Source organism: Methylobacterium ajmalii, assembly GCF_016613415.1.
GTDB lineage: Bacteria > Pseudomonadota > Alphaproteobacteria > Rhizobiales > Beijerinckiaceae > Methylobacterium > Methylobacterium ajmalii.
On sequence record NZ_JACWCT010000130.1, the window covers coordinates 12,526 to 37,838 of the forward strand.

At 73.1% G+C, this 25,313-nt stretch carries 22 protein-coding genes; 13 read left to right on the forward strand and 9 right to left on the reverse strand.

What is annotated here, in order from left to right:
* Positions 1–195: 195 nt before the first annotated feature.
* The 4 genes from HPY23_RS24510 to HPY23_RS24525 all read left to right on the forward strand — a co-directional run bounded on the left by HPY23_RS24510 (position 196) and on the right by HPY23_RS24525 (position 3,982).
* Positions 196–1,071 (forward strand): branched-chain amino acid ABC transporter permease, encoded by an 876-nt coding sequence (locus HPY23_RS24510; protein WP_060845721.1) that lies wholly within the window; start codon positions 196–198, stop codon positions 1,069–1,071.
* Positions 1,072–1,107: 36 nt separating this feature from the next.
* Positions 1,108–2,034 (forward strand): branched-chain amino acid ABC transporter permease, encoded by a 927-nt coding sequence (locus tag HPY23_RS24515; RefSeq protein WP_060845720.1) that lies wholly within the window; start codon positions 1,108–1,110, stop codon positions 2,032–2,034.
* 115 nt (positions 2,035–2,149) lie between these two features.
* A complete protein-coding gene (locus HPY23_RS24520; RefSeq protein ID WP_244537551.1) occupies positions 2,150–3,622 on the forward strand; it encodes an ATP-binding cassette domain-containing protein in 1,473 nt (490 codons plus the stop codon).
* Between the two features lie 111 nt (positions 3,623–3,733).
* Complete coding sequence (locus tag HPY23_RS24525; RefSeq protein ID WP_060845718.1) at positions 3,734–3,982, forward strand: DUF6894 family protein; 249 nt, start codon at positions 3,734–3,736, stop codon at positions 3,980–3,982.
* 135 nt (positions 3,983–4,117) lie between these two features.
* Here the strand turns inward: HPY23_RS24525 and flbD are convergent, their stop codons facing one another.
* The 8 genes from flbD to HPY23_RS24565 form a co-directional block, all read right to left on the reverse strand.
* Positions 4,118–5,491: a sigma-54-dependent transcriptional regulator FlbD gene (flbD, locus tag HPY23_RS24530; RefSeq protein ID WP_060845717.1), complete on the reverse strand. Its 1,374-nt coding sequence runs from the start codon at positions 5,489–5,491 to the stop codon at positions 4,118–4,120.
* 53 nt (positions 5,492–5,544) lie between these two features.
* Complete coding sequence (fliN, locus tag HPY23_RS24535; RefSeq protein WP_048425912.1) at positions 5,545–5,895, reverse strand: flagellar motor switch protein FliN; 351 nt, start codon at positions 5,893–5,895, stop codon at positions 5,545–5,547.
* Positions 5,896–5,960: 65 nt separating this feature from the next.
* Positions 5,961–6,593: a FliH/SctL family protein gene (locus tag HPY23_RS24540; RefSeq protein WP_091885265.1), complete on the reverse strand. Its 633-nt coding sequence runs from the start codon at positions 6,591–6,593 to the stop codon at positions 5,961–5,963.
* Positions 6,593–7,642 carry a flagellar motor switch protein FliG gene (fliG, locus tag HPY23_RS24545; RefSeq protein WP_048425914.1) on the reverse strand — a complete coding sequence of 350 codons (1,050 nt, stop codon included), beginning with the start codon at positions 7,640–7,642 and terminating at the stop codon, positions 6,593–6,595. The genes HPY23_RS24540 and fliG overlap by 1 nt, the downstream gene beginning before the upstream one ends.
* 101 nt (positions 7,643–7,743) lie before the next feature.
* Complete coding sequence (gene fliF, locus HPY23_RS24550; protein WP_060849188.1) at positions 7,744–9,393, reverse strand: flagellar basal-body MS-ring/collar protein FliF; 1,650 nt, start codon at positions 9,391–9,393, stop codon at positions 7,744–7,746.
* A gap of 248 nt (positions 9,394–9,641) precedes the next feature.
* Complete coding sequence (sciP, locus tag HPY23_RS24555; RefSeq protein WP_048425916.1) at positions 9,642–9,917, reverse strand: CtrA inhibitor SciP; 276 nt, start codon at positions 9,915–9,917, stop codon at positions 9,642–9,644.
* Positions 9,918–10,029: 112 nt separating this feature from the next.
* Complete coding sequence (locus HPY23_RS24560) at positions 10,030–10,707, reverse strand: flagellar hook assembly protein FlgD (protein ID WP_060845715.1); 678 nt, start codon at positions 10,705–10,707, stop codon at positions 10,030–10,032.
* Positions 10,708–10,747: 40 nt separating this feature from the next.
* Positions 10,748–12,115 (reverse strand): flagellar hook-length control protein FliK, encoded by a 1,368-nt coding sequence (locus HPY23_RS24565; RefSeq protein ID WP_139234935.1) that lies wholly within the window; start codon positions 12,113–12,115, stop codon positions 10,748–10,750.
* Between the two features lie 297 nt (positions 12,116–12,412).
* Here HPY23_RS24565 and mnmA point away from each other — a divergent pair, with 297 nt between their 5' ends.
* From mnmA to HPY23_RS24590, 5 genes are all read left to right on the forward strand, one after another.
* A complete protein-coding gene (gene mnmA / locus HPY23_RS24570; RefSeq protein WP_091885565.1) occupies positions 12,413–13,561 on the forward strand; it encodes a tRNA 2-thiouridine(34) synthase MnmA in 1,149 nt (382 codons plus the stop codon).
* 165 nt (positions 13,562–13,726) lie between these two features.
* Positions 13,727–14,380: a class I SAM-dependent methyltransferase gene (locus HPY23_RS24575; RefSeq protein ID WP_060845713.1), complete on the forward strand. Its 654-nt coding sequence runs from the start codon at positions 13,727–13,729 to the stop codon at positions 14,378–14,380.
* The gene (locus tag HPY23_RS24580; RefSeq protein WP_091885259.1) at positions 14,377–15,207 is read left to right on the forward strand and encodes a TVP38/TMEM64 family protein; all 831 of its coding nucleotides are present in this window, start codon (positions 14,377–14,379) and stop codon (positions 15,205–15,207) included. Before HPY23_RS24575 ends, HPY23_RS24580 begins: the two co-directional genes overlap by 4 nt.
* 198 nt (positions 15,208–15,405) lie before the next feature.
* Positions 15,406–16,836: a sensor histidine kinase gene (locus tag HPY23_RS24585; RefSeq protein ID WP_060845711.1), complete on the forward strand. Its 1,431-nt coding sequence runs from the start codon at positions 15,406–15,408 to the stop codon at positions 16,834–16,836.
* 44 nt (positions 16,837–16,880) lie between these two features.
* The gene (locus HPY23_RS24590) at positions 16,881–17,777 is read left to right on the forward strand and encodes a LysR substrate-binding domain-containing protein (protein WP_091885255.1); all 897 of its coding nucleotides are present in this window, start codon (positions 16,881–16,883) and stop codon (positions 17,775–17,777) included.
* 19 nt (positions 17,778–17,796) lie between these two features.
* Here HPY23_RS24590 and HPY23_RS24595 read toward each other — a convergent pair whose 3' ends face one another.
* Entirely contained in the window at positions 17,797–18,780 is a 984-nt protein-coding gene (locus HPY23_RS24595) for a LacI family DNA-binding transcriptional regulator (RefSeq protein ID WP_091885252.1), read from the reverse strand.
* A gap of 169 nt (positions 18,781–18,949) precedes the next feature.
* Between HPY23_RS24595 and ptsP the strand changes: the two genes are divergently transcribed.
* The 4 genes from ptsP to HPY23_RS24615 all read left to right on the forward strand — a co-directional run bounded on the left by ptsP (position 18,950) and on the right by HPY23_RS24615 (position 25,202).
* Positions 18,950–21,502, forward strand: a complete 2,553-nt coding sequence (gene ptsP, locus HPY23_RS24600; RefSeq protein ID WP_091885249.1) for a phosphoenolpyruvate--protein phosphotransferase — start codon at positions 18,950–18,952, stop codon at positions 21,500–21,502.
* A complete protein-coding gene (pfkB, locus tag HPY23_RS24605; protein ID WP_091885246.1) occupies positions 21,499–22,452 on the forward strand; it encodes a 1-phosphofructokinase in 954 nt (317 codons plus the stop codon). Before ptsP ends, pfkB begins: the two co-directional genes overlap by 4 nt.
* 88 nt (positions 22,453–22,540) lie before the next feature.
* Positions 22,541–24,250, forward strand: a complete 1,710-nt coding sequence (locus tag HPY23_RS24610; RefSeq protein ID WP_091885243.1) for a PTS fructose transporter subunit IIC — start codon at positions 22,541–22,543, stop codon at positions 24,248–24,250.
* Positions 24,251–24,464: 214 nt separating this feature from the next.
* The gene (locus HPY23_RS24615) at positions 24,465–25,202 is read left to right on the forward strand and encodes a LuxR family transcriptional regulator (RefSeq protein WP_091885240.1); all 738 of its coding nucleotides are present in this window, start codon (positions 24,465–24,467) and stop codon (positions 25,200–25,202) included.
* Positions 25,203–25,313: the final 111 nt, after the last annotated feature.

Here is a 25,313-nt window from a genome sequence, read left to right on the forward strand (position 1 = left end):
ACCCCCTCACCCTCGCTTCGGCTTCGCCTCCGCTTGCCGTGTCTCTTGAACAGAGACACGGCCCTCTCCCCGCCCGCGGGGAGAGGAGAAGTCCCGCGCCTCAGAAGTCCCGCGCCTCGCTCGGCGATGCGTGGATGCGTCAGCCTGCTCGGGAGTGGCGCCCCTCGCCCCCCCCACATTTTCCCCGCGAGCCCCATGACCGCGATCCAGATCCTCATCGACGGCTTCGCCATCTCGGCGCTCTACGCGCTCGGCGCCACCGGCTTCACCCTCATCTTTGGCGTCTCGGGGGTGCTGAACCTCTCGCACGGAGCGCTGATGGTCACCGCCGCCGTGATCGCCTGGGCGGCCTCCAGCGAGTTCGGCCTCGGATCTTACGCGGGTGCGGCCGCCGGCATCGTCGTCTGCACCGGGCTCACCCTCGCCACCTACGGCGTCGTGGTGCGCCCCATCGACAAGTCCCGGGCGATCCCGCCGGAGGAGAAGGAGATCTTCATCCTCACCGGCACCCTGCTCTGGGGCATCATGATCCAGGAGTTCATCGCCTACCTGTTCACCAGCAACGCCAAGACGGTGATGCCGATCGTCGAGGGCGTGGTGACCATCGCGGGCGTGCGCACGCCGTGGAACCAGGTCTTCACCGCGGTGGTGTGCTGGGCGACGATCGGACTGCTGTGGCTGCTCGTGAACCGCACCCGCACCGGCAAGGTGCTGCTCGCGGCCTCCATGAACCCGCGCGGCGTGACGCTCCTCGGATTCGAGCTGTCGAAGATCTACGTGGCGATCTGGCTCATCTACGGCGTGCTCGCGGGCATCGCCGGGGTGCTGCTCGGCCAGTTCCTCGGCGTGTCGAGCTACAGCGTCGGCCCGCTCACCGCGAGCGCCTTCTCGATCGTCGTTCTGGGGGGCTTAGGCAGCGTCTCGGGCTCGCTGATCGCGGCCTACGTCGTCGGCTACCTCGAGACGCTGACCGCCTATCTCGTCTCCCCGGCCTACCGGACCATCCCCGCGCTGCTGCTCCTCGTCGCCGTGATGTATGTCCGGCCGCAAGGCCTCCTCGGGCGCCGCTGACCCCGGCCCCCCGCGTCATCCGAAGAAGAGGCCTGAATGTTCGCCAAGACTCTTCGCAATCCGCTGTTCTGGCTCTGCCTGATCGGCCTCGCGCTCGCCAGCGTGCTGCCGCTCTGGGTCTCGGGCTACATCCTCGGGCTCCTCACCGTCGCGTACTATTTCGGCGTGTTCTCGATGGCCTGGGACCTGCTGTTCGGCTTTGCCGGCGAGGTCAATTTCGGCCCGACCTTCCTGATCGGGCTCGGGGCCTACACCGCCGGCATCCTCAACGGCCACGGGGTCGGCATCCCGCTCTGCCTCTTGGCCGGCACGGTCGCGGCGGTGATCGGCGGCCTCGTCCTGGCCCTTCCCGCGCTCCGGGTGCGGGGCCCGTATTTCGGCCTCACCACCGTGGTGGCGGTGTTGATCCTGCAGAACCTGATCGTGGTCTTCGCCGACACCACCGGCGGCGAGATCGGCCTCACCGTGCCCGACGTCATCAGCATCGACGCCGCGACGAATTACTGGATCGCGCTCGGCTTCATGGGGGTGAGCGGGCTCGTCCTCTACGCCATCGCGGTCTCGCCGGTGGGGCTGATCCTCCAGGCGAGCGGGCAGGACCCGGTCGAGGCCGGCGCGCTCGGCTTCAACGTCGCCAAGCACAAGCTCGCGGCGTTCTGCGTGAGCGCGGTCTTCTCGGGGCTCGCGGGCGCGTTGTTCGTCTTCTACATGGGCACCGCCTCGGTTGGCACGCTGGTCGACGTCTCGGTCGGCGTCCAGGTCATCATCGGGGCGGTGCTCGGCGGGCGGCGCACCATCGTGGGCGGCGTGCTCGGCGCGGTGTTCCTGATCGCCGCCGGCGAGTTGCTGCGGCCGCTCGGCTCGCTCTCGACCTTCGTGGTCTCGGCCGCCGCGCTCGCCGTCATCCTGTTCGTGCCGTCGGGCCTCCTCGGGATCCTCACCCGGCAGGGACGCCACGCCTGATGGCCTCCGCTCCTCGCGTCACAAGGGTTGCGTCATGAGCGTTGCGTCCACGAGTGCTGCGTCCATAGGTGCGGCCGGCCCCGCCCCATCCCCCCTGCCCTCCGCCGCGGGCGCCGTGCCCGACGGAGCTCCGCCGCTCCTCGCGGTCGAGGGGCTGACCAAGCGCTACGGCGGCCTCGTCGCGGCGAAATCGATCGGCTTCACGGTGCGGGCCGGCGAGATCGTCGGGCTGATCGGGCCGAACGGCTCGGGCAAGTCGACGGTGATGAAGCTGATCATGGGGCTGGAGCGCCCGAACGGCGGCAGCATCCGGCTCGACGGCACCGAGATCGCCGGCTGGCCCTCGCACAAGGTGGCGCGGGCCGGCATCGGCCTCGTCTTCCAGCATTCGCGGCCGCTGCACCGCCAGACCGTCTTGGAAAACATCAAGCTCGCGCTCCTGCCCGACAGCCTGGTGCGGCTCTTCGCCGATGCCGGCGTCGAGAAACGGGCGCGCGCCATCGCCGAGCGGGTGGGTCTCGGGGCCGTCATGGACCGGCGCCCCGGTACCCTGCCCTTCGCCGACCTCCGCCGGATGGAACTCGCCAAGGCGATCGCCCGCGACCCCAAGGTGGTGCTGGTCGACGAGCCCTTCGCCGGCCTCACCTCCGGCGAGGTGGCGGATTTCTCCGCCCTGATCCGCGGTTTTCGCGACGAGGGCAAGGCGGTGCTCCTCGTCGACCACAATGTGAAGAGCGTCTCGGCCCTCGTCGACCGGGTCTTCGCGATGTATCTCGGCGAGCGCGTCGCCGAGGGCAGTGCCGCCGAAGTGATGCGCAACGAGACCGTGCGCCGGGTCTATCTCGGCGGCAGCATCGAGACCGCGTCGCGGCCCGAGGCGCGCTTTGCCGGCCGGCCCCTGCTCACCGTCGAGGGCCTCGACGTGCTCTACGGCAAGGCGCAGGCGCTGCGGCAGGTGAGCCTCCACGTCCACGAGGGCGAGTTCGTCTCGGTGGTCGGCCTCAACGGCGCCGGCAAGACCACCCTGTTCAACGCGATCTCCGGCCTCGTCCCGCATTCCGGACAGATCAGCTTCGCGGGGGAATCACTGGCGAAGCGCACGCCGGCGAGCATCGCCAAGGGCGGCATCGTCCAGGTGCCGGAGACCCGCGAATTGTTCGGCGAGATGAGCGTGCGCGAAAACCTCGATCTCGGCGGCCAGCACCTGCCCAAGGCGGAGAGCGCACGCCAGCTCGACTGGCTGTTCGAGCTGTTTCCGATCCTCAAGAGCCGCGGCGGCCAGATGGCCCGCACCCTCTCGGGGGGAGAGCAGCAGATGCTCACCATCGCACGCGCCCTGATGATGAAGCCGCGCCTGCTGATCCTCGACGAGCCGACGCTCGGCCTCGCCCCGGTGATCCTCGAACAGCTCTCGAAGGCGCTGGAGCGCCTGCGCCAGACCACGCCGATCACGGTGCTGCTCGGCGAGCAGAACGTCACCTTCGCCCTGCCCCATGCCGACCGGGTCTACGTGCTGGAGCATGCCCGCGTCGTCTGGGAGGGCCCGCCCGACCGCTTCGCCGCCGAGGCGGGGGCCGGCTACCTGTAGGGGGCCGGGACGGCCCGCGCTGGGCAATCCGAAAACCCTTGACTCGGGTTAAGGCGGCCGGAGACGAGCCATCGTATTCAAAGCAGAACAACCACCTCATGGAGGCGCGGGATGTCCTGCTACTACTTTCACTTTCAGGTGGGCAGCCGCCTCATCCGCGACACGCGCGGCGTCGAGCTCGCCGAGCCGGGCGAGATCATCAACTGCTCGGAGCATATCGCGGTCCTGCTGCGGCGGCGGGCCTGCCGCGAGCCGGAGTGGAAGGAGGCGATCATCCACGTCGAGGACAAGGAGCGCCGCTTCAGCCTGTTCCTGCCGATCGCGCGGTTCGCCGGGGCGATCCCGCGCCTGCAGGCCTGAGGGGAGAACGTCGCGCAACCTCGGCGGCGGGCCTCCCACCGCTGCCTGGATCTGCGCCGGCGCCGCGCGGCCGTCCCGACGATGGCGGGCGGCCCCCCGGACGGTTCCCCGAGCGCCGCCCGGGGCGAACCCGCCTCAGCCGTAGGCCGCCAGCATCCGGGTCTGGCCCGGCTCGGCCACCGTGATGCCCGCACCCGTATACTCGTTGAGCTTGTTGCGCAGGGTGCGGATCGAGATCCCCAGGATCTTGGCGGCGTGGGTGCGGTTGCCGAGGCAGTGGTCGAGGGTGTCGAGGATCAGGTCGCGCTCGACGTCGGCCAGCGAGCGGCCGACGAAGCCCCGCGTCACGGCCTCGGCGGCCTGGACCGCCCGCGCGGCGGCGCCCGCCCCGGTCGCGCCGGTCGAGAGGGCGTCGCCCTCGGGCGAGCGGATCGCGTCGGCGTCGATCTCGGGGCCGCTCGCCAGCAGCACCGCCCGGTGCAGGGTGTTTTCCAGCTCGCGGACGTTGCCGGGCCAGGGGCTCTGGGTGACGAGCCGGCGCGCCTCCGCGGAGAGCGGCCGGGCGGCGAGTCCGTTGGCCTCGGCGTACTTGCGCGCGAAGTGCTCGGCGAGCGCCAGGATGTCCGCCGGGCGGTCGCGCAGGGGCGGCAGGCGCAGGTTCACCACGTTGAGGCGGTAGAGCAGGTCCTCCCGGAAGGTGCCCTTGCGCGCCTCCTCGGCGAGGTTGCGGTTCGAGGTGGCGAGCACCCGGATGTCGACCTTCACCGGCTGGGTGCCGCCGACCCGGTCGATCACCCGCTCCTGCAGCGCCCGCAGGAGCTTGGCCTGGAGCCGGACGTCCATCTCGGAGATCTCGTCGAGGAGCAGCGTGCCGCCGCTCGCCTCCTCGAACCGGCCGATGCGTCGGGCCACCGCGCCGGTGAAGGCGCCCTTCTCGTGCCCGAAGAGCTCGGATTCGAGCAGCGCGTCGGGGATCGCCGCGCAGTTCACGCTGACGAAGGGCTTGTTGGCCCGGTTGGAGCGGGCGTGGACGTGGCGCGCCAGCACCTCCTTGCCGGTGCCGCTCTCGCCGGTGATCAGCACCGAGGCGTCGGAGCGCGCCACCTGCTCGGCGAGCTTGACCACGCGCTCCATCGACGGGTCGCCCCACACGAAGGAGCGGGCGTCCGACGCCACCGCCTCGAGCACCGCGGCGATCAGCTCGGGGTCGGGCGGCAGCGGGATGTATTCCTTGGCGCCGGCCCGGATCGCCGCCACCGCGGCGTTGGCGTCGGTGCCGGTACCGCAGGCGACCACCGGGGTGCGGATGCGCTCGTCGGCGAGCGCCGTCACCAGCACCCGGACCGGCAGCGACACGTCGACCATGACGAGGTCGGCGCCTTTGGCGCGCAGCGCGTTGAGCCCCTGCTCGATCCCGTCGGCCTGGGTCACGGCGGCGCCGCGGCTCATGGCAATCCGGGAGGCGGTGATGAGTTCGCCGTTCAGGCGTCCGATGATCAGCAGCCGCATGGCGGGCACTCCGTGGCGTCTCGTGTCGGGCAGGATGGGGACGGCGTCCTGCCTCAGCCGTCGACCTTGACGATCTCGGTCATCGTCACGCCGAGGCGCTCCTCGACCAGCACCACCTCGCCGCGGGCGACGAGGCGGTTGTTGACGAAGATGTCGATCGCCTCGCCGACCTTGCGGTCGAGCTCCAGCACCGTGCCGGGGCCCAGCCGCAGGAGATCGCCGATCGGCATCCGCGACGAGCCGAGCACCGCCGAGACCATCACCGGCACGTCGAAGACCTGCTCGAGGTCGGCCGCCGACTTCGCCGCCACCGGCGCGTCGCGCATCGTGCTGGCCGCCGCGGTGTCGAAGGCGAGGTCGGCCTCGTTGAGCTGGGGCAGTCCGAGATCGTTGTCGGAGGACATCGGGGTTACCTTTGGGGCGAAACCAGAACGGGAAGAGGTCCGGAAAGCGGAAGCAGGCGCCGGCGTCAGGCCGGCGCGAGGGCGGAGAGCACGGCCGCCTCGATGGCCGCGCGGTCGCGCACCACGCCGCCGTCGGCCCACTCGATGCGGGCGTCGCCCGGCGCGAGGCCCGGATCGCCGAGCACGATCAGGCGGCCCTCGTAGCCGCGCTCGCGGGCGAGCCGCGCGACCTGCCGTTCGGTCTCCTCGACGAGGTCGTCGTGGACCCGGATCGCCAGGTGGGGCACGCCGCGCAGGTGCTGGAGCGCGCGGCCCGCGGCCTCGGCGATCGCCGCGACCGGCTGGCTGTCGAGGGCGGCCCCGGCGATCTTGCGCCCGAGCGCCACGGCGAAGTCGAGGGCCTGGGCCTCGCGCGCGGCGTCGCGCTCGTCCGCCGCGGCGATCATGCCGGCTGCCGCCGCCGCGACCCGGTTGAGGGCGTCGGCGAGGCGGGCCTGGACCTGCGCCTCGGCCTGGGCGCGGCCCTCCTGCAGGCCGCGGGCGAAGGCGGAGGCTTCCGACGCGGCGCGGGCCGAGGCCTCGGCCTCGGCCGCCGCCTGGGCCGCCGCGGCGCCCGGCGCGCCGGGATCCTCCCGCTGCGGCTTACCGCCGGGGGGGCTGAAATCGGTGTCGAACAGGAAGCGCCTGATCTGGGCCATCAGTAGACCAGCTCCTCTTCGGCGCTGTTCTTGGCGATCATGATCTCGCCCTTCTCGGCCAGGTCCTTGGCGAGGTCGGTCATCTTCGACTGGGCCTCGTCGACGTCCTTGAGGCGGATCGGCCCGAGCGAGCCCATCTCGTCCTGCATGTTCTTGGCCGCGCGGCTCGACATGTTGGCGAAGAAGAAGTTGCGCACCGGGTCCGACGCGCCCTTGAGCGCGCGGGCCAGCACGTCGCGGTCGACGCTGCGCATCAGGGTCTGGACGCTGCCGGCATCGAGCTTCATCAGGTCGTCGAAGGTGAACATCAGCTGGCGGATCTTCTTCGCCGAGCCGCGGTTCGCCTGGTCGAGGGCGGTGAGGAACCGGATCTCGGTCTGGCGGTCGAAGGCGTTGAACACGTCGGCGAGCAGCTCGTGCGCGTCGCGCCGGGTGGTCTGGGCGATGGTCGAGACGAACTCGACCCGCAGGATCTCCTCGATGTGGCGCAGGGCCTCCTTCTGCACCGTCTCCATCCGCAGCATCCGGTTGAGGACGTCGATGGCGAAGTCCTCCGGCAGGATGGTCAGCACCCGGGCGGCGTAGTCGGAGCGCACCCGCGACAGGATCACCGCGACGGTCTGCGGGTACTCGTTGCGCAGGAACGAGGCCAGGATCTCGGGGTCGATCTGGGTCAGGCTGGCCCAGACCCGGCGACCCGACGCGCCCTTCACCTCCGCCATGATCACCGAGACCTGCTCGGGCGGGAAGATCTTCAGGAGCAGCGACTCGGTGCGCTCGAAGCTCGAGGTGATGCCGCCGCTCGCCGAGAGCCGCGACACGAAGTCGATGATCAGGTGCTCGACCACGTCCGCCTCGAGCGAGCCGAGCTGGACCATGGCGTGCGAGACCTTCTTGATCTCGTCCTCTTCCAGCATGCGCCAGATCGGCGCGCCGTCCTCGTCGCCGAGCAGGAGCAGCAGCGCGGCGGCGCGCTGGGTGCCGGGCATCTCGGCGTAGCCCGCGGCCCCGGCGGTCGGGAGGGTGATCGGCATCGGGGTCGCGGCCATGACGTTCGGTCGTCCTCGGTCGAATCGGGGGCGCGAAGGCGGCCGGCCGCGGCGCGGCGGCCCTCGCGGGGCGGGTCAGCGGTCGTCGGTCCGGATCCGCGTCAGCGGTCGTTGATCCAGGTACGCAGCACCTCGACGGTCTCGGTCGGGTTGGACTTCACCACGTCGACCACGCGCTCGACGGTCTGGGCCTGGATCTTGCCGTTGATCTTGGCGAACTCGACGAGGCGGCCGGCCTGGCTCTCGGGGATCGCGATCTCGGCCGGCATGGCCGCCTTGGCCGTCCCGCCCTCCACCGCCATCACGCGGCCGCTGGCATCGGTGAGCACCGTCACCTGGCCCATGGCGAGCGCCGGGGTCTCGGCGGCGACGACCTTCGCCACCAGCGGGCGGACCACGGTCATCACCACGACGAGGCCGAGGAGGAAGAGGACCGTCATCTCGGCGACGCGCAGCACGTCCTCCTTGGTCGGCTGCAGCAGCGAGGCGAGGAGGCCGGCCTCCTGCAGCTCGGGCACCGCCGGGGTGTCGGCAAAGCGCAGGTTCACCACCTCGACCTGGTCGCCGCGGGCCTTGTCGTAGCCCACCGCGGTGCGCACCAGCGCGGTCAGGCGCTCGAGCTCGGGGGCGGGCCGCGGGGTGTAGGCCGCCTTCCCGTCGGGCCCCGCCGCGTAGGTGCCGTCGACCAGCACCGCCACCGACAGGCGCTTGACCCGGCCGCCCTCGTTCACCTCGGTGCGGGTGACCCGGGAGATCTCGTAGTTCGTGGTCTCCTCGTTCTTGTTCGAGGCCTCGCGCGGGCCCTGGTTCTGCTGGCCCTGGTTGGCGCCCGGCAACTCGTTACCGACGGTGACGCCGTTCTCGTTGCTCTGCGTCTGCTGCGTCTCGGTGCGGGTCTGGGTCGAGCGCACGACGCGGCTCTCGGGGTCGAAGGTCTCCGAGCGGCTCTCGATCCGGTTGGCGTCGAGCTCGGCGGTGACCTGGACCCGGGCGCGGCCGGAGCCGACGATGCCGGCGACGATCTCCTCGACCTGGTTGCGCAGGCGCCGCTCGAGGCCGGTCTGGCGCTCCTCGAGGCCGATCCCCGCCTGGTCCTCGGCGCCCCGGGCGCCGTCGGCGAGGAGCCGCCCGCGCTCGTCGACGATCGAGATGCGCTCGGGCTTCAGGCCCTCGACCGCCGAGGCGACGAGGTGGCGCACCGCCCGGACCTGGCCCGGATCGAGGTCGCCGGCGAGCCGCACCACGATCGCGGCGCTCGGCGCCTCGCGGTCGCGGGAGAACAGCCGCTTCTCGGGCAGGACAAGGTGGACGCGCGCCGCCTGGACCCGGCCGATCGCCCGGATCGAACGGGCGAGCTCGCCCTCGAGCGCCCGCAGGTGGTTGACGTTCTGGACGAAGCTCGTCGACGAGAAGGCGTCGCCCTTGTCGAAGATCTCGTAGCCGACGCCGCCGGCGCTCGGCAGGCCCTTGGCGGCGAGGTCCATGCGCAGCCGGGCGAGGTCGGCGCGGGGCGCCATCACGGTCTGGCCGGCATCGCCCCGGGTCTCGTAGCGGATGCCCCGGGCCTCGAGGTCGCGCACCACGGCGCCGGCATCCTGCACCGAGAGCTCGGTGTAGAGCACGCCCATCTCGGGGCGCGAGACCCGCAGGATGACGAAGGCGAAGAAGCCGACGAGCGCGAGGGTCACCGCCCCCATCGCGGCGAGGCGCGAGGGCCCCAGCTTCGCTACCAGATCGAAGACCGGCTTCACGACGTCACGCACCCGCCATCCGGAGCCGGAAGCGGCCCCAGGGCAAAATTTGCCGGGTCGTGGTTATGACTTGGTTAACGCGGCAGCAATTGACGTGCGCAGACCCGGGACGCCCGCGGCTTCGAGGCGAAGCCGGGCGTCCCGGATGGGCCGATCAAACTGGGCCGGAGGCGCGGCCAGGGACCCGGGCCGCGCGCGGCATCGCGCGCCGGATCCCGGCCAAGCCGGGAGCGGCGGACGATCCGGTCCTACTGGCGGTAATGCTGGATCCGGGTCGTGCGCAGGCCGGCCAGGCCGTGCTGCTCGATCGAAAACTGCCAGCTCAGGAATTCCTCGGTCGTCAGCGTGTAACGCTGGCAGGCCTCCTCGAGGCTCAGGAGACCGCCGCGGACGGCGGCCACCACCTCGGCCTTGCGCCGGATCACCCATCGGCGGGTATCGGTCGGGGGTAGGTCCGCGATGGTTAGCGGGCTTCCGTCCGGGCCGATGACGTACTTCGCCCTCGGGCGATGCGGTTCGGTCATGATACGCTCTACACTCGACTGACCTGTCGAGACCGAAGCTAGGGACCCGCGCTTAAGATTGGTTGAATCATTTCCCTCGCATGTGATTCGTAATCCACAGCAATCCACCGAATCAGTTGCTTGCGGTCCCACCGATCGCCTCGACGCTGCTGAGGGCCACGGTGCGGTCGCCGATGGTCAGGACCGGTTCGGCGCCGGAGACGTCCACACTGGAGATCGTCCCGGAGATCTTGGTATCGACGGCGACGTTCGCCCCGGTGGCGTCGAGGGCCTGGATCTTCAGGGTGTACTTGCCGTCCGGGGCGAGCTGCCCTGTCGAGCTGCGCCCGTCCCAGGCGAAGCTCTGGCTGCCGGCGGCGAGCGCCTTGGTCTGGGTCGCCACCACGTTGCCCTTCGGGTCCGTGATCGTCAGGACCGCCTTGGCGGCGGCCCGCGCCGGGTCGAGGGTCCAGGTTGCCTTGCCCTCGGCGAGCGACGCGGTGGCGCCGTCCGCCGTCACGGTCTTGCCGATGAGGCCCGAGGCGGTCGCCGCCGCCGACGCCTTGCTGGCGGTGATCAGGTTGCCGAGCTGGTCGTTGGTCTTGAGCTGCTGCTCGACCGAGGCGAACTGCACCAGCTGCTGGGTGAACTGGTTGGTGTCGAGGGGATCGAGCGGGTTCTGGTTCTGCAGCTGGGTCGTCAGCAGGGTCAGGAACTGGTTGAAGTTCCCGGCGATCGTGCTGGCGTCGCTCGCGGTCTTGCCGGCGCTGGCGCCGGAGAGGCTGGTCAGGCTGCTGATGCCGGCGGTCATCGGGACCTCTCTCTGTCACGCGTCATCGGGATGGTCTTCTTCAGATTCTCAGGTCGAGGGGCCGGGCGAGGCTGCGCACCGGCGCGAGCGCCGCCTGCCGCTCCTCGGGCGCCTCGACGCCGGGGCGCTCGGACCCCGCCGGCCGTTCCGCCCGCTCGCGCTGCGGGTTCTGGCCGCCGTCGTCGCGCAGGGAGAAGCTGAGGGCGCCGTCGCCCGGGTTGAGCCCGGCCTGGGCCAGCGCCTGCTGCAGGCTGCCGGCGTCGCGCTGGAGCAGTGCCAGGGTCTCGGGCCGCTCCACCACCAGGTGCGCCTTCACGCCGTGCTCGCGGTCGATGTCGAGGCGCACGTCGATGCGCCCGAGCTCGATCGGGTCGAGGCGGATCTCGAAGCGGTTGGTGCCGGACAAGGCCCGCATCCCGACCGTCATCGGCACGGCGCTCAGCGGCGCCTGCACCGAGACCGCAGGTCGGCCCTGAGGCGCGTCCGCGGCGCCGGTGCCGGTTCCGGCCCGGGCGTCGGTGGCCTTGGCGTCGACGGCTCCGGCGTCGATGCTTCGGGCGCCGATCCCGTCGGCGCCCATCCCGGCGATCCTCGCGCCGGCCTGCGCCGCCGACGGGTCGGGGACCGGCTGCCCGGCCGCCGACCCGGCGCCCTCCCCGGTCTCGGCCCGGCGCTCCGTCGCCGGATCGGCGGCGACCGGGACGGCCGGCTTTCCGGCCGCCGCGATCCCGGCGTCGCTCGCCGCCGCGCCGGCCGCCGAGGCCCCCGGGGCTGCACCGATGGCCGCGCTCGCCGGAGCCGTCGCGGCCAGGAGCGCCATCAGCGACCCGGACGGAGCATCGCCCGCCGCGTCCTCGCCGTCCTCCTCCGCCTCGTCGTCGGGATCGACCTCGGCGCCCGTATCCCCGGCCGCCGCGGCCGCATGCGCCGCCTCGGCCTGCGCCGCGGCCGTGGCCTGGGCGGGTGGAGCGGAGGCAGGACCGGAGGCGGCCTTGCGGGCCTGCGTCTGCTCGGTGCGGTCGTCCTCGCGCCGCCCGGCGGGATCCGCCGCGCCGCCCCGGGCGGACGTCCTGCGGGCACGGGTCTCGTCTGCGCGAGATTCCTGGATGCGAGATTCCTGGGCGCGGGCCTCCTGAGCGCGGGCCTCGTCGCGAACATCCTGGGCGCGGGACCGGGCCTGCGCCGCGGAGGCCTCGGTCCGCGAACGGTCGGGGGCATGGGCCTCGCCGCGATCCTGCTCGGCGCGGGCCCGCGATGCGGCGTCCGCCCGGTCGAGGCGGGACGCGCGGGCGGACCGGGCGGCCTCGTCGGCCGCCGGGCGGAACGGCTCGTGCGCGCTAGCCCGCACCGGCCGGGCCGGCTCGCGGCCCGCCACCCGTCCCCCCTCACTGGCTGCGCTGATCTGCATCGCCGACCTCAATGCCGGCCCGGTGGGCCGACCTCCTGGGATGGGACGGGAGCAAGCCGCCTGCCAGTCCGGGCGTAAGCGCAAGCCATTGATATCATGAGATGATTTTTGCGGCTGGGCCCGGTGGCGGCAGGCACCCGGTCGAAATCTGCCGGGGCCCCGGCAAGAACTGCCGCCCCGCAATGCCGGTGGGGCCTTACCCTGCCGCCCTGGCAGAACCCGGGCCGGATCGCTATAGACTCCCTCGCGCGCCGTGGACTGCTTCCCGGAGCGCCGTCCGAAACCCCGCGCATGGTCATGAACTCGCTCGATCTGCCCAAGGCCCCGGAAGAGACCCGCGTCGTCGTGGCGATGTCCGGGGGCGTCGATTCCTCCGTCGTCGCCGCGCTGCTGAAGCGCGAGGGCTACGACGTGGTCGGGATCACGCTGCAGCTCTACGATCACGGCGCGGCGACCCACCGCCGCGGCGCCTGCTGCGCCGGCCAGGACATCCACGACGCCCGCCGCGCTGCCGAGACGATCGGGATCCCGCACTACGTCCTCGACTACGAGGACCGCTTCCGCGAGGCGGTGATCGACCGCTTCGCCGACAGCTACCTCCAGGGCGAGACGCCGATCCCCTGCGTCGAGTGCAACCGCTCGATCAAGTTCCGCGACCTGCTCTCGACCGCCCGGGACCTCGGCGCCGACGTGCTGGCGACCGGCCACTACGTGGCGAGCCGGGCGCTGCCGGGCGGCGGCCGGGCGCTCCACCGCGCCCTCGATCCGGCCCGGGACCAGAGCTACTTCCTCTACGCGACCACGCCCGAGCAGCTCGACATCCTGCGCTTTCCGCTGGGCGAGCGGCCGAAGGACGAGACCCGGGCGCTGGCCAAGGAATTCGGCCTGTCGGTGGCCGACAAGCCCGACAGCCAGGACATCTGCTTCGTGCCCCAGGGGCGCTACCAGGACGTGATCGCCCGCCTGCGCCCCGACGCGGTGCGTCCGGGCGAGATCGTCCACCTCGACGGGCGCCGGCTCGGCCGCCACGACGGCATCATCGGCTTCACGGTCGGCCAGCGCCGCGGCCTCAACGTGGCGGCGGGCGAGCCGCTCTACGTCGTGCGCCTGGAGCCCGGCGAGGCCCGGGTGGTGGTCGGCCCGCGCGAGGCGCTCGCCACCTCGGTCGTGCGCCTCGCCGACCCGAACTGGCTCGGCGACGCGGCCCTCGAGGCCGCCCGCGACCTGCCCGTCGCGGTGCGGGTCCGCTCCACCCGCGAGCCCCGCCCCGCCACCCTGACCTGGAACCCCGACACGTCCTGCGCCGAGGTCGCGCTGGCGACCCCCGAGGACGGGGTGTCGCCCGGCCAGGCCTGCGTCATCTACGCGGATGACGGCCCGCGGGCCCGGGTGCTGGGCGGCGGCACCATCCGGCGGGTCGAGGCGGAGAGCCTCGCCGCCGCCTAGGGCAGTGCCCCAGGCTGTTGATTTTGCCGCATTTTCCGCGACGGAGCGGTACCCGCTTCCTTGGAAGATGCTCTAGGACGATTTCCGAAGATTTCCTCGGGAAACCGTAGCACAAGCGCGCGCGTCACAGCCCGCGAGACGATCGACCTCGGAGACGATACCGACATGCTGAGCGAGCCGCGAGAGGCGGGGCCCACCACCGCCTTGATGCGCAAGGCCTATGCGCGCTGGGCGCCGGTCTACGACGTGGTCTACGACAAGCTCACCGAGCCGGCGGCGCGGGACGCGGTCCAGGCGGCGCTCGTCGGCGGGCGGCGCATCCTGGAGGCCGGCGTCGGCACCGGCCTGTCCCTGGGCTACTACCCGAAGGACGCGGAGGTCTACGGCGTCGACCTGTCGGAGGACATGCTCCGCCGCGCGAACCGCAAGGTGGCGCGGCGCGGCCTTACCCACGTCAAGGGCCTCCAGGTGATGGACGTCTGTCGCCTCGGCTACGCCGACGCGCGCTTCGACGCGGTGGTGGCGCAGTTCCTCATCACCCTGGTGCCGGACCCCGAAGGCGCCCTCGACGAGTTCCTGCGGGTGGTCCGCCCCGGCGGCATGATCGTACTCGCCAACCATTTCGGCCAGGACAGCGGCACCATCGCGAAGGTCGAGGAGATCGTCGCGCCGCTCTGCGAGAAGATCGGCTGGAGCTCGGCCTTCAAGGCCGCCCGGATCGAGGCCTGGGCGAAGAGCCGCGGCGTGACCTTCCTCGGCGTGCGGCCCACCTTCCCGGGCGGGTTCTTCAAGATCCTGCGCATGCAGAAGGCCGGGTGAGCACGCCCCCCCGGCCCGACCGGGACCCGCCGCCCGATGCCCCGGAGGAGGCCGGCCCCGAGGCGGTGGCGGCCCCGGCCTGGCGCGGCTGGCTGCGGGTGCTGCCCCTCGTCGCGCTGGTGGCGGTCTCGATCGGGCTCCTCGTCGGCGGGTTCACCCGCTGGTTCAGCCTCGACCAGCTGCTGGCCTCCCGGGCCTATGCCAAGGCCTGGGTCGCGGAGGGGTTCTGGCGCGCCTATGCCTGCGCCTACCTGGCCTACGTCGCCACGGTGATCGTGTCGCTGCCGGTCTCGGTGGTGATGACGACCCTGTGCGGCTTCCTGTTCGGCCCGGTGGCCGGCGCGCTGGTCTCGATCTCGGCCGCCACGACGGGCGCCGTCGTGGTGTTCTCGATCGGCCGCACCGCCGCCGGCGAGGTCCTGCTGCGCCGCGCCGGCTCGCGGCTCGGGCGCCTCGCCGAGGGGTTTCGCCGCGACGCGTTCTCGTACGTGATGGTCCTGCGGCTGCTGCCGGTCTTTCCGTTCTGGATGACCAACCTGGCGCCGGCGATCTTCGGGGTCAGGTTGCGCACCTTCGCGCTCGCCACGCTCATCGGCATCAGCCCCGGCGCCTTCATCTACGCCTCAGCGGGTGCGGGGGTGGAGACCGTGGTGGCGGCCCATCAGGCGGCGAAGGAGGCCTGCCTCGTCGCCGGCGGCATCGCCTGCGACGCCGCCCTGTCGCTCCGGGCCATCGTCACGCCCCAGCTCGTCGCCACCCTGCTGGGCCTCGGCGCCCTGGCGCTCATGCCGGTCGCCTGGCGGCGCTGGCGCCGCAAGACGATCTGAACCAGGCGCTGGTGCCGCAAGATCGCTTGCATCAGGCGCTGTCTCGCCCCCGATTCGTTGGGTGACGACTGGATTTTCGGCAATCCGGGGATAGCTTCCGCCGGGCCCCGCCCCTCCGGCGACCGGGGCCCGGCAGGTGTGTTAGGCTTAAGCGCGCCCGGGACGGAACGGCGCCGGTGAGCGGGAGGCGTCGGGACGGTGAGGGATGACGCGGCGAGGCAAGGTGGCATCCGGCGCCTCGCCGGCCGCATCGGCCTGTCCGGCCGCCTGCTGCTGCTCACGGTGGTGTTCGTCCTCATCGCCGAGGTGCTGATCTACGTCCCCAGCGTCGCGAGCTACCGGCGCGCCTGGCTCTCCGACCGGGTCGCCGCCGCCCAGGTCGCCGCCCTGGTGCTCGACGCCGCCCCCCAGCAAAGGGTTTCCGACGACCTCGCCCGGCGCCTGCTGATGGGCGTGGGCGCCCAGGCGATCGCGCTCAAGGCCGGTGGAGCGCGGCGCCTCCTCAACCTCACCCCGATGCCGCCGGAGGTGGGCGAGACCGTCGACCTGCGCGGAGCCGGCTGGTTCGAGGGCATCGGCGGCGCCTGGCGCACCCTGACGCGGGCGAGCCCCCTGCCCCTTCGGGTGATCGGCCACGGCATGGAGGGGGTCGACTTCGTCGAGCTCGTCCTCGATCCCGCGCCCCTGCGGCACGCGATGATCGCCTTCTCGGGCCGCATCCTCGCCGCCTCGCTGGTGATCTCCGGCATCACCGCCGGCCTCGTCTTCCTGGTGCTCCAGCTCTCGATCGTGCGGCCGGTGCGGCGGCTCGCCCGCAACATCGCGTCCTTCGCGGAGGATCCCGAGGATCTGTCGCGGCGCATCAGCCCGTCCTGGCGCAGCGACGAGATCGGCGCCGCCGAGACGGCGCTCGCCCGGATGGAGACGATCCTGTCGGGGGAGCTGCGCCAGAAGCGCCGGCTCGCCGATCTCGGCCTGTCGGTGAGCAAGATCAACCACGAGCTGCGCAACCTCCTGACCACCGCGCAGCTGCTGGTCGACCGGCTCGAGCACGTCGCCGATCCCGGCGTGCAGCGGGTGGCGCCGCGCCTCGTCGCGACCCTCGGCCGGGCGATCCGCTACTGCGAGGGCACGCTGGCCTACGGCCGCGCCGCCGAGCCTCCGGCGCAGCGGCGTCCGACGCCGCTGCGGCCGATCCTGCGCGACGCCCTCGACCTCGCCGGGCTGGCGCCGGGCGCCGCCATCACCATCGCCGACCGGACCCCCGAGGGGCTGACCGTCGACGCCGATCCCGATCAGCTGTCGCGGGTGCTGGTCAACCTCGTGCGCAACGCCGTCCAGGCGATCGGGCTCGCCGGCAGCGGCGACGGCCCTCCCGTGGTGGCGATCGAGGCCGGGCGCACGGGTGCGACCGTCACGATCCTCGTCTCCGACAACGGCCCCGGCCTGCCGGAGCGGGCGCGCGCCCACCTGTTCGAGGCGTTCCAGGGCTCCGGCCGCTCCGGCGGCACGGGGCTCGGCCTCGCCATCGCGGCCGAGCTGGTGCGGCTCAACGGGGGTACGTTGAGCCTCGACGAGACCCGCAGCGGGGCGCGCTTCCGGATCGTCCTGACCGACCGGGAGGCGTGAGCGCGGCGGTTGCCAGCCCGCCCGCGCCGACGCATCGTTGCGTCATGTCCCTGCGCGTCCCCCTCTCCGCCGTCCGCTCCTTCGAGGCCGCGGCGCGCCGCCGCTCGTTCAAGGACGCGGCGGCGGAGCTGAACCTGACCGCGAGCGCCGTCAGCCACGCCATCCGCAAGATGGAGGCGTCCCTCGGCGTGACCCTGTTCGAGCGCCAGGGCCAGGGCGTGGTGCCGACCGCCGCCGGCGAGGCCCTGCTCGAGCATGTCGGCCGCGCCTTCGACGAGCTGCATCGCGGCCTCGACCTCGTGGCGGCGCGCGGGCCCCAGCTCCTGCGCCTGCACTGCGCGCCGAGCCTCGCGGCGCAGTGGCTGACCCCGCGCCTCGCCCGGTTCCTGGCCGCCAATCCGGGCTTCGAGGTCCGGCTCGCCGCCGGCATGGACTATGCCCGCTTCGTCGGCGACGAGTTCGACGCCGACATCGTCTACGGCCCGCCCCGGGGCGAGGGCCTGGTGAGCGTGCCGCTCTGCGCCGAGACGGTGATGCCGCTCTGCGACCCCGAGCGGGCGGCCAGAATCCGCCGGCCGGAGGACCTCCTCGACCAGGTGCTGATCCAGAGCGACAACAAGCAGGTGCGCTGGCCGCTCTGGTTCGCCCGCAACGGCCTGCCGGCGCCCCGGCCGCTGGGGGTGCGCTTCGACCGCAGCTTTCTCGCCATCGCGGCCGCCGCCGACGGGCTCGGCGTGGCGCTCGAATCGACCCTGCTCGCCGAGCGCGAGATCGCCAGCGGCCGCCTCGTCGCGCCCCTGCGCGGCCTCTCGCAGGACGTGACCTACGTCGGCCACCACCTCGTCTATCCGGCGACCACCCGGCGGCGCGCCCCGCTGCGGGTCTTCGCCCGCTGGCTCGGGCAGGAGATGGGGATCGCGCTGCCGGACGACCTCGCGTGATCCGCGCGACGTCGTCCCGTCACCGCCGCGCCGTCGAGCCCCGGGCGATCAGCCGGCCGCTCAGCACCACCTTGCGCACCGGCTGGTCCGGGTGCTTCAGCCGGTCGAACAGCAGGTCCATCGCCTGGGCGCCGATCTCGGTCACCGGCTGCTCGATCACCGTCAGGCCGGGCTCGACCAGATCGGTCCAGGGCTCGTTGTCGAAGCCGGCGAGCGCGATCCCGCCGGGCCAGGGGATTCCGGCGGCGCGGGCGGCCCGTACCGCACCCATCAGGATCAGGCCGTTCGAGAGCACCAGGGCCTCGGGGCGGTCGGCCTCGGCGAGCCAGCGCGCCACCTCTCCTTCCGCCGGCTCGGCCTCCGGGAGCACGGTGCGGACCTGCGGCGCGAGGCCGTGCCGGCGCATCGCCGAGAGGTAGCCGTCGCGCCGCTCCTCGGCGGTCGAGCTCGTCGAGCCGAACAGGCCGCCGATGCGGGAAAACCCCTGCTCGACCAGGTGGTCGACCAGCAGGGCGCCGGCCGCGACGTTGTCGAGCACCACGCCGTCATGGCCGCCGGGCGGGCCAGTCCGGTCGATCAGCACCAGCGGGAACGGAAAATCCTCCGGCCGCAGCCGCTCGGCGGTGCGCCGCGTCGGCGCGAAGACGACGCCGGTGACCCGCTCCTCCTGCATCAGGCGCAGGTACAGCGCCTCGCGCTCGGCATCCTCGCCGGTGTTGCACAGGATCAGCCGCATCCCGGCCCGGTAGGCCGCGTCCTCGACCGCCCGGCTCACCGCGGTGAAGAACGGGTTGCGGATGTCGGCGACGATGAGCCCGATCGTCTGCGCCGATTGCGAGCGCAGGCGGCGGGCCGAGAGGTTCGGCCGGTAGCCGGTCGCCCGCACCGCCGCCTCGACCTGCTCGCGCAGGGCGTCGCTGACCGGGCCCTTGCCCAGGGCCCGCGACACGGTCGCGGTGGAAACCCCCGCCGCGCGGGCGACGTCACGGATGCCGACGGCCATGTTCTCGTAAACGTTTTCATATCGATCTGGCGATCGTGCCAGCCTACGGCGCATCAAGCAAGTCCTTACGGCTCGAAACCAGCTCCGGCACGGGCGCATCGGTTGACAAGGGATGTGAAAACGTTTTCATAAGCAGCAAGCAAAACCGCCTATCGGGAGGAAGCCTGCCATGCTCGCGCCGAACGCGCCGCGCGTCCTGATCCGCACCGCCGCCACCCCTGCCGACAAGGACGCGGCGATCCGCCAGGCGGCCCAGCTCCTCGTCGCGGCCGGCTGCATCGACCCGGCCTACGAGGCCAGCATGCTGCGCCGGGAAGGCGTGGCGAACACCTATCTCGGCCACGGCGTCGTGATCCCGCACGGCATGGTCGACGATCGCGCCCTGGTGCGCGAGAGCGGGCTCGCCGTGCTGCAGGTCCCCGGCGGCGTCGCCTGGCACGACGGTCAGGACGCCCACCTGGTGGTAGCGATCGCCGCCCAGTCCGACACCCACATCACCATCCTGCGCCGCCTCACCCGCCTGATCCAGGACGAGGCGCGGCTGGCGCGCCTGCGCACCACGCAGGACCCCGCCGAGATCGCCGCGGCGCTGTCCGAGGACGCGCCCGCCCCCGGCACCGCCGGCCCGGCCGCCGACCTGCCCTACGCCTTCACCTGGACCGTCGACTACCCGACCGGCCTGCACGCGCGGCCGGCTTCCGCCTGGGTCGAGGCGGCGCGCGGCGGGAGCGCCCGGATCCAGGTCCGCCACGGCGCCGAGGTGGCGGACGCCAAGAACCTGATCGCCCTGCTCCAGCTCGGCCTGCGCGCCGGCGACGAGGCGGTGATCTCCGCCGAGGGCGAGGACGCCCCGGCGGCGCTCACCCGGCTGAAGGCCGTCGTCACCGGCCTCTCGGCCGGCGAGAAGGCCGCCGCCGCCCGCGCGGCCGAGGCCGCCGCGAAGGCCGCCGCCCCGGTGGCCGGCTGGAACCCGGCCGATCCGTGCCGGATCGTGTCCGGCATCGGCGCCAGCCCCGGCCTCGCCATCGGGCCGGTCCACGTGCTCGGCCCGACCGAGGTCGCGGTGCCGGACGAGCCCGAGCCGCTGACGAGCGGCGGCGACCGGCTGCATGCGGCCCTGGAGAGGACGGCGGCGCAGCTCAAGGCGCTCGCCGACGATACCGGGCGGCGCCTCGGCCAGGCCGATGCGGGGATCATCAAGGCGCAGAGCGACCTTATCGCCGACACCGACCTCATCACGCTCGCCTGCCAGCTGATGGTCGAGGGCCACGGCGTGGCCTATGCCTGGCAGCAGGCGGTCGAGCGGATGGCCGGCCGGCTCTCGGCCCTCGGCAACCCGGTGCTGGCCGCCCGCGCGGCGGATCTGCGCGACGTCGGCCGCCGGGTGCTCGCCCAGATCGACCCGGCGCTCCAGTCCGGCCACGCCCTTCCGGACCGGCCCTGCATCCTGCTCGCCCCCGACCTCGCGCCTTCCGACACCGCCGGCCTCGATCCGGCCCGGGTGCTCGGGCTCGCCACCGCGCAAGGGGGCCCGACCTCCCACACCGCGATCCTCGCCCGCACCCTCGGCATTCCGTCGGTGGTGGCGGCCGGCGCCGCCCTCCTGGCCCTGCCGGCCGGTGCGACCGCGATCCTCGACGGCACGACCGGGCGGCTCTACCTCGACCCGAGCGAGCGCGACCTCGCCGCGGCGAGGGCCTGGCGCGACGCCCTAAGGGCGACGCAGGAGGAGGAGGCGCGCGAGCGCGGCCTGCCGGCCCGCACCCGCGACGGCCACGCCGTGGCGATCGGCGCCAACGTCAACACGCCCGACCAGGTGCCCTTCGCCCTGGCGCAGGGCGCCGAGGGTATCGGCCTGATGCGCACCGAGTTCCTGTTTCTGGAGCGCGGCGACACCCCGGGCGAGGACGACCAGTACGCCACCTACCGGGCGATGCTGGAGGCGCTCGACGGCCGCCCCCTGATCGTGCGCGCCCTCGACATCGGCGGCGACAAGCAGGTGCCCCACCTCGCCCTGCCGAAGGAGGAGAACCCCTTCCTCGGCGTGCGCGGCGCCCGCCTGCTCCTGCGCCGGCCCGACCTGATGGAGCCGCAGCTGCGCGCCCTCTACCGCGCCGCCAGGGATTGCGTGTCGGCCGGCGCCCCCGCGGGCAAGGACGCGCCGCTCTCGATCATGTTCCCGATGATCACCTCGGTCCCCGAGGTCGCGGCCCTGCGCGAGGCCTGCGAGCGGATCCGCACCGAGATCGGCGCGCCGGAGGTGCCGCTCGGCATCATGATCGAGGTCCCGGCCGCGGCGATCCAGGCCGACGCGCTGGCCGCCCATTGCGACTTCTTCTCGATCGGCACCAACGACCTGACGCAATATGCGCTGGCCATCGACCGCCAGAACACCGAGCTGGCGCCGGAGGCCGACTCGCTGCACCCGGCGGTGCTGCGCCTGGTGCGGATGACCTGCGAGGGCGCCGCCCGCCACGGCCGCTTCGTCGGCGTCTGCGGCGGCATCGCGGGCGATCCGTTCGGGGCCGGGCTGCTCGCGGGGCTCGGCGTCCACGAGCTCTCGATGACGCCCCGCGACCTGCCGGCCGTGAAGGCGCGCCTGCGCGCCGCCTCGCTCGCCGATTTGAAGGCGCTGGCCGAACGGGCCTGCGCGCAGCCCGACGCCGCCGCGGTGCGGGCCCTCGACCGGGCGTCCTCGGGAACTGCGGAGGCGCGGCCGTGACCCGCATCCTCACCCTCACCCTCAACCCGGCGATCGACCGGACCGTCACCCTCGACCGGCTGGTGCCCGGCGCCGTCCACCGCGCCCGTGCGCTGCGCGACGACGCCGGCGGCAAGGGCGTCAACGTCGCGAGTTGCCTTGCCGATTGGGGCGTGCCCGTCACCGCCGCGGGCGTGCTCGGCACCGGCAACGCCGCGGCGTTCGAGGTGCTGTTTGCGGTGAAGGGCATCGCCGACCGCTGCCTGCGGGTGGCGGGCGAGACCCGCACCAACCTGAAGCTCGTCGATCCCGCCGGCACCACCGACGTGAACCTGCCGGGCCTCGCCCTGGCGCCGACGGATCTCGCCGCGGTGCGGGCGGTGCTGCGCGACGCGGCCGGGCCGGACACGCTCGCGGTGCTCGCCGGCAGCCTGCCGGCGGGCGCCGGGCCCGATCTCTATGCGGACCTCACCGCCGAGCTGAAGGCCGCGGGCGCCCGCGTGCTCCTCGACGCCTCGGGGCCGCCGCTCGCCGCGGCGCTCGCGGCGGACACCCTGCCCGACATCGTCAAGCCGAACCGGCACGAGCTGGAGGAATGGGCCGGGCGGCCGCTTCCCGCCCTCGCCGACGTGGTCGGTGCCGCGACGGACCTCGTGCGGCGCGGCATCCCGCTCGTCGTCGTCTCCCTCGGGGAGGACGGCGCGGTGTTCGTGCGCCGGGACGGCGCCGGGGTGCAGGCCCTGCACGCGCTCGCCCCGGCGGTCGCGGTCGCCAGCACCGTCGGGGCCGGCGACGCCCTGGTGGCCGGGCTGGTGGCGGGGCTCTCCGCCGACCTCGCTCTCGCCGACACCGCCCGGCTGGCGCTGGCCTTCGCGGCCGGCAAGCTCACCCGCGCCGGGGCCAACCTGCCGGCTCGGGCGGAGGTCGAGGCGATCGCGAAGGCCATCGAGATCCGCCCCCTTCCGAACTGACGCCGTCCCGATCGCCCACGCCGGTTCGGAGCCGAATCCCGGACGACCCCGACACGACCCAGAGACGAGACCCGAGGAGGAACAACCCATGACCCAGTTGGTGGCCGTCGTCGGGGGCGGCGAGCTCGGCACCCACGCGGTGCTGGCGGCCGAGGCCCTGCGCCGGGCGGCGGCGCGGCGCAACCGGCGCCTCGAGCTCGAGGTCCGGGGCCGCGGCACCGCCGGGACGCCGCTGAGCGAGGGCGCGATCCGGGGAGCCGACGCGGTGCTCCTCGTCGGCTCCGGCGATCTCGGCGCCGACCGGTTCGGGGCCTTGCGGCGCGCCGAGGCGGGAATCGAGGACGTGCTCACCGACGCCGACCGGGTGATCGAGCGGGCGCTGGCCGAGGCGTCACCCGCCCCAGGCCCCGCCGCCGACGGCGCGAAGCGCATCGTCGCCATCACCTCCTGCCCGACCGGCATCGCCCACACCTTCATGGCGGCGGAAGGGATCCAGGCCGCCGCCCAGGCGCTCGGCCATCGGGTCCGGGTCGAGACGCAAGGGTCGGTCGGCGCCCGCGACGCGCTGACGCCGGAGGAGATCGCGGCGGCCGACATCGTGCTCATCGCCGCCGATACCGGGGTCGACCGCGGACGCTTCTCCGGCAAGCGGGTCTACGCCACCACCACCAAGGCGGCGATCCGCGACGGCAAGGGGCTGATCGCCACCGCGCTGAAGGACGCCGAGCTGCAGGGCGCGGCTGCCGCGGAATCCGGCCCGGCCCGCCCGGCGGCGGCCGAGACGAAGGCCGGCGCCTACAAGCACCTGATGACCGGCGTGTCGTTCATGCTGCCCTTCGTGGTGGCGGGCGGCCTGCTGATCGCGCTCGCCTTCGCGTTCGGCGGCATCGACGCGATGGCGCCGGCCAACAAGGGCAGCTTGGGCTTCGCGCTGGGCGAGATCGGCGCCAAGGCGGCCTTCGCGCTGATCGTGCCGGCGCTCGCCGGCTACATCGCCTTCTCGATCGCCGACCGGCCCGGCATCGCGCCCGGCATGATCGGCGGCATGCTGGCGGCCAACCTCAATGCCGGCTTCCTCGGCGGCATCGCGGCGGGCTTCATCGCCGGCTACACGGTCTCGTTCCTCAACCGGTCGATCCGCCTGCCGAAGAACCTGGAGGGGCTGAAGCCGGTCCTGATCCTGCCGCTCGTCGGCACCCTCGTGACCGGCCTCCTGATGGTCTACGTCGTCGGCGTGCCGGTGGCGGCCCTGCTCGCCGCCCTCACCGGCTGGCTCAAGGGCATGCAGGGCGCGAGCGCCCTGGTGCTGGGTCTCGTCCTCGGCGGCATGATGGCGGTCGACATGGGCGGGCCGATCAACAAGGCGGCCTACGCCTCCTCGGCCGCCCTGATCTCCTCGGGGATCTACACTCCGATCGCCGCCGTGATGCTCGCCGGCATGACCCCGCCGCTCGGCATCGCGCTCGCCACCCGGCTGTTCCCGGGCCGCTTCACCGCCCAGGAGCGCGAGGCCGGGACCGCCGCGGCGGTGCTGGGCGCCGCCTTCATCACCGAGGGCGCGATCCCCTTCGCGGCCGCCGATCCCCTGCGGGTGATCCCGGCCCTCGTCGCCGGTTCGGCGGCGGCGGGCGCGGTGTCGATGACCTTCGGGGTGGCGTTGCGGGTGCCCCATGGCGGGCTGTTCGTGCTGCCGATCCCCAACGCCATCACGCCGGTGCTCGGCGCGGTCGCGGCCCTGGTCGCCGGCACGCTGATCACCGCCTTGCTGGTCGGGGTGCTCAAGAAGCGGGCGGCCTGAGACGCGACGGTCCGGCTCAGTCCGGGCGGCGCGGCCGTCACGAGAAGGATGCGGTCCGGGCAGCTGAGGCCGCCCGGCGCACTTCGGCATCCGGGAGAGCTGTTTTACCCCCGGCTTCTCGCAACGGCCCACATTTCCTGATAGTCGATGCGCACCCGCCTCTCGTCTGGCGGGTTGTCGGTCGAGAACTGTCGGAAACGGACGGCGCTGCGCGATGGCGGTGATCGGTCAGGTCACGCTGGACCTCGTCCAGACGGTCAAGGCGGCGCGCAGTGCCGCCGAGATCACGGCGGTGCTGGTGCGGGCCGGCGGGATCTTCGGCTACGAGCGCTTCGCCATCGCGGGCGTGCCGCAGAGCGCCGGCGAGAACCTGCCCGACCGGCTGCTGCTGATGCACTGGCCCGAGGAATGGGCCGCCCGCTACGTGTCGCGCGGCTACGTGCAGCACGACCCGGTGATGGCGCAGGTCCGGCGCACCACGGCGCCGTTCCTGTGGTCGGAGGTCGAGGTCGACCGCGACGCCGCCCTCGCCCGCCGTGTGATGGACGAGGCTCCGGCCTTCGGCCTCGGCAACGGGCTCTGCGTGCCGATCCACGACATCGACGGCACCGAGACCGCCGCCTCGTTCGGCGGCGCCCGCATCGACCTCTCGGACGAGGCCTGGGCCGGGCTGCACCTGCTCGCCATCTACGCCCATCTCGCCTCGCGGGGCCTGGGTCCCGCCCTTCCCTCCCGGATCGTGCGGCCGGAGGGCGCCACGCGCTGCACCCGGCGCGAGATCGAGTGCATCAAGTGGGCCGCGGCCGGCAAGACCGGCTGGGAGACCTCCGAGATCCTGTCCCTGTCCCAGCGCACGGTCGAGGATTACCTGAGCAACGCCGCCCGCAAGCTCGGCGCGGTCAACCGGGTGCAGCTCGTCGCCCTGGCGATGCGGGCGGGGTTGATCGACTAGATCGGTCTTCGCCGGCCTGCGGATGCATGCCCCGCCGCCCGGGTCGCCCGCCCGCGCCGGTACGGCGCGAGGGCCGCACAAAGACGATCGGATCCGCCCCCGCCGGCATGA